4 protein-coding genes and 1 pseudogene are annotated in these 4,521 nt (G+C 55.1%); 3 read left to right on the forward strand and 2 right to left on the reverse strand.

Going from position 1 to position 4,521, the window contains the following annotated elements:
* Nucleotides 1-39: 39 nt before the first annotated feature.
* Nucleotides 40-1,127 (reverse strand): IS3 family transposase gene (locus WIT60_RS16760; RefSeq protein ID WP_339582359.1). Its coding sequence is split into 2 segments (ribosomal slippage): nt 40-875 and nt 875-1,127, totalling 1,089 coding nucleotides; the frame shifts between segments, so codons are not numbered across the junction.
* Nucleotides 1,128-1,367: 240 nt separating this feature from the next.
* On the opposite strand from WIT60_RS16760, the gene WIT60_RS16765 reads away from it, so the two are divergent.
* The 3 genes from WIT60_RS16765 (at nt 1,368) to WIT60_RS16775 (ending at nt 4,047) form a co-directional block, all read left to right on the forward strand.
* On the forward strand, nt 1,368-1,862 hold the full coding sequence (locus tag WIT60_RS16765) for a hypothetical protein (RefSeq protein ID WP_339584966.1): 495 nt from the start codon (nt 1,368-1,370) through the stop codon (nt 1,860-1,862).
* A 49-nt stretch (nt 1,863-1,911) separates the two neighbouring features.
* Nucleotides 1,912-2,769 (forward strand): DUF6236 family protein, encoded by an 858-nt coding sequence (locus WIT60_RS16770; protein ID WP_339584967.1) that lies wholly within the window; start codon nt 1,912-1,914, stop codon nt 2,767-2,769.
* Nucleotides 2,770-3,687: 918 nt separating this feature from the next.
* Entirely contained in the window at nt 3,688-4,047 is a 360-nt protein-coding gene (locus tag WIT60_RS16775; RefSeq protein ID WP_339584968.1) for a hypothetical protein, read from the forward strand.
* Nucleotides 4,048-4,358: 311 nt separating this feature from the next.
* Here the strand turns inward: WIT60_RS16775 and WIT60_RS16940 are convergent.
* A pseudogene (locus WIT60_RS16940) lies at nt 4,359-4,521 on the reverse strand (IS1595 family transposase); the annotation flags it as partial.

A 4,521-nucleotide genomic window follows, 5' to 3' on the forward strand; every position in this document is an offset into this window, starting at 1 on the left:
GGTAATCCCCCCCATTAACCAGAGCTCTGAGAAGTAGAGCTATGCGGCCATGGCCAACCGCTGCTTGGGGGTGATGCCGCCCAAGGCCATGTTTGGGCGTTCATGGTTGTACATCCACATCCATTGGGTGGCGTACAGCCTGACCTCATCGAGGTCTGTCCAATGGTACTGCGAGAGCCATTCGTAGCGCACCGTCCGGTTGAAGCGTTCGACATAGGCGTTCTGTTGCGGCTTGCCCGGTTCGATGTGCTCAAAGCGAATGCCCCATGACTTGGCCCAGGCTTCGATGGCTGCGCTGATGTATTCCGGCCCGTTGTCGCAGCGAATGACCTGCGGCTTGCCGCGCCAGGCTATGACCTGTGTGAGCGTGCGGATCACCCGCAGCGTGGGCAGCGAGAAGTCGACCTCAATGCTCAGTGCTTCGCGGTTGAAGTCATCGATGATGTTGAGCAACCTGAAGCTTCTGCCGTCCTCCAACTGGTCGTGCATGAAGTCCATTGACCACACCTGATTGATGGCCTCTGGTACCGATAGCGGCTGGGGCTTGTCGCGCACCAGGCGCTTGCGTGGCTTGATGCGCAGGTTCAGCTCCAGCTCCCTGTAGATGCGGTACACGCGCTTGTGGTTCCAGGCAAAGCCTCTGACGTTACGCAGGTACAGGAAGCACAGCCCAAAGCCCCAGTTGCGGTTGTTGTCCGTCAAGCGCAGCAGCCAGTCGGCGATCTCATCGTTCTCGGCCTGGTGCTTGGCCTCGTACCGATAACAAGCCTGGCTGATCTGGAAGGCCTGACAGGCCAGCTTGATCGAAGCGCCAAACTCTTGAACCGATCGTTGAGCCATCTCGCGGCGGCGAGATGGCTTCACCACTTTTTTGCGAGGGCCTCCGACACGATCTCGGCCTTGAGCTTTTCTTCGACGTACATCTTGCGGAGTCGGCGGTTCTCCTCTTCCAGCTCCTTCATGCGCGCCATCAGCGAGGCATCCATGCCGCCGAACTTCGAGCGCCACTTGTAGAACGTGGCCGTGCTGATGCCCAGCTCTCGGCACAGCTCCGGCACGGCCAAGCCAGCCTCCACGCGCTTGAGCGCATCAATGATCTGGCTGTCGGTGAATCGGGACTTCTTCATGGTAGAAATTTTCCTTCGAAAACTTCTACTTCTCACTGCGCTGGTTTTTCGGGGGGATTACCACTCCACGCCCTCTACTTCGCGCCCCAGCCTAACTGGGGGTTCAACGCGGACGCCAACATGGGCCATGCCTTCGGCATTTTCATGGCCCATGTCGGTACCCTCCGCACTTCGTGCTCCGGCGCCGGTTAACCAAGGCGTTAGGTCCTGTTTAAACCCACGCTCAGGTAACTCGCTGCAATGGCTCTGCCAAATGTCAAATTCGGTGCAAGCTCACGCATCCAGCACGCGGGAATCATTTGTCGTGCCACAGTTGCTTTCTTTACCTGGCAAGGTTTACGCGCCGTGCGTCGCCACTCCCGCGCGGGAACACTGATGCCCGCCAACGCCGCTTCCGTGCTCACTCAGTCAGCGGCGCACATCTTGAGGTTTGGCGTTTTACTTCCAGCCAGTTCGCTCACCGGGCGCGGCTTCAAGGCTCAATCGAACATCACCGGTTTGGGTGCTTCCACCAAGCTGGTGCGCCTGTCACACTCTCTTGAATCCTGGCAGCAGCTTTCAGCATCCACCGTGGCCCGCCCTCACCTCAACCTCAGCCGTCGTGTGTTTCCGGGGCGTGCCAATGGTCAAAAACCTAACTGTAAGTTCAACGTGGACGCCAACACTGGCCATGGCTTCGCCATTTTCATGGCCAGTGTTGGTGCCCTGCGCCCTTCGGGCTCCGGCGCCAGTTAACTATTTCGTTAGGCCTTTCTAAACAACCGCCGAGTTATTTCTGAGTCTGATGAAAGCGCAACAAATGAAGCGTGGTGTCGTTATCACTCCTGAATTTACCTTCGATGGGCGGACCGTCTCACTATCAGGAGGCTTTGATCCAATCGCCTTGAGACAGTATTTGCTGTACTGGGACAAGATTGACTGGCCAGACAACAACATCATCAGTATCGGTGACGAGCATCCAGACTTCGAATTTTTAAAACAAGCGGGAGTGCTTGAGCGAACCATGGTCCGTTTCAACTCATTCAGCGGAAATGCCGGTTATGCAATGCTGCAAATGCAAGTGGCCGCATTGGAAAAGAGGAGTTCTGAAGAGCCGGGCTCATGGTGCTTAGCTCAGCATTCGAACGTACTCGCAAGCTCAACCGTTGGAACAATTGACAGCACCTCAATCGAGGTTGAGCTGTACTCAGCAGTGCCCGTTCCCAGGGCAGACGTTCCCCTCCAAGACATACTTGAATTCAAAGAGCAACGTTCCGATGAACTCCTTCAATTCCGTGCTGTCATGGATGAGCTCTATCAAGAAGCAGTTCGAGCAGCAGATATTCCTAGAGCGAAGCTCCAAGTCCACGCCAAACTCCAACAAGCTTTGGTGGAGCTGAACGCCACCTTTGAGGAAACCTTTAAGCAACGATTACTTGCCTCACTCAAGGTTGAGCTGAATCTCCCGAACATCGCTGGACTTGCCATGGCTGGCGGCGCTGCCGCATCAACGTTTGGAATTTCTATTGGGGCAGGCGCAGCCTTAGGAGCTGTTGCTGCAGCCCTGAAGTTTGACTTGGCTCATATTAGGAAGGGCGCTGCAATCCCAGAGAATTTGCGGGACTATGCGTACCTACACCACGTTGAACGAGAACTGGGTTAACTCAAATTCGTAAAATGAATACGCTCAGTGAAGTGCAACACCGCGGCTTCGCGCCCCAGCCTAACTGTAGGTTCAACGCGGACGCCAACATAGGCCATCGCTTCGCGATTTTGATGGCCTATGTTGGTGCCCTCCAGCCTTCGGCTTCCGGCGCCGGTTAACCAGGGCGTTAGGCCATTCGTATGAAGCACGTGTCGAGAGATAATGAGTTATCCAGCGGTCAGATGATCCTCATAAAATGGTTCGTCCTCCCACTTTTGCTAATAGGTGGTGTTTATGTAGGCAAAAAGGCTTATACCGGCTTCCAAGCCTGCAAGAATCAGTGCAGTGCTGCGGGCGCAATCGACTTCAGGTACAGTCTTGCGCACAAAGGAAAGCCAGAATCATGTACATGCATTGAATCATCTACAAGCAATTCGCCAGATCGTATTCTTCGCTAGCACCGCCTCCGCACAAGCAAATCGAATAACCCTTTACAAATAGCAAGTCAATAACCACTGTGCCGCACTTCAACATTGGCCCCAAAACTTTCAGGCGCTTCCGTTCCGGGCCACAGCGTAGTTTCACATAGCGAGTGCAACACCCAAACCTGCAGGCAGAGGCAATATGAAAACCTTCCACTCCGCGCCCCAGCCTAACTGTAAGTTCAACGTGGACGCCAACAGCGGCCATGCCTTCGGCATTTTATTGGCCGCTGCTGGTGCCCTGCGCCCTTCGGGCTCCGGCGCCAGTTAACTCGTTCGTTAGGTCCCGTTTAAAAATACGCTCAGGTAACTCGGTGCAAAGGCTCTGTCAAATGTCAACATCGGTGCAAGTTCATACATCCAGCACGCGGGAATCATTTGTCGTTCCAAGGTTGTTTTCTTTGCATGGCAAGGTTTGCGCGTTATGCATCGCCACTCCCACGCGAGAACACTGATGTTCGCCAACGCCGCTTCCGTGCTCACTCAAGCAGTTGTTCGCATCTTGAAGTTTGGCGTTTTACTGGCAAGCAGTTCGTTCACCGGGTGCAGCGCCATGTCTCAATCTACTATCACCGGTTTGGGTGCTTCAACCAGGTCGGTTTGTCTGTCACACTCTCTGGAATTCTGGCAGCAGCAGCAAAAAATCACCGTGGCCCGCCCTCACCTCAACTTCATCTGTCGTGTGTTTCAAGGCCGTGCCACAGGTGCAAAACCTAACTGGGCGTTCAACGTGGACGCCAACAGCGGCCATGCCTTCGGCATTTTATTGGCCGCTGTTGGTGCCCTGCGCCCTTCGGGCTCCGGCGCCAGTTAACTAGTTCGTTAGGTCCTGTTTAAACCCACGCTCAGGTAACTCGCTGCAAAGGTTCTGGCAAATGTCAAAAGCCGTGCAAGCTCATACGTCCGGTACGCGGGAAGCATTTGTCATGCCGCAGTTGCTTTCTTTGCTTGGCAAGGTTTGCACATCAGGCGTCGCCACTCCCACGCGGGAACACTGATGTTCGCCATCGCCGCTTCCGTGCTCACTCAGCCAGTTGCGCGCATCTTGAGGTTTGGCGCTTTACAGACAGTCAGTTCGTTCACCGGGCGCGGCATCATGTCTCAATCTCCAATCACCGGTCCTGATTAGAAACGTGCCTCAGCATGCGACCTGACCGTCTTTTCCTTGATGGGCTTTGCTCTCACGACGTCGACGATGAGACTTGCGACCAGACCACGCAGATCGAAGCGGCGGTTGAACCTGTAGGCGAAGCCAGCAAGGTAGTGCTCGGCGTACTTGCGGTAGTTC

The organism is Aquabacterium sp. G14, from assembly GCF_037482285.1.
Taxonomy (GTDB): domain Bacteria; phylum Pseudomonadota; class Gammaproteobacteria; order Burkholderiales; family Burkholderiaceae_C; genus Aquabacterium.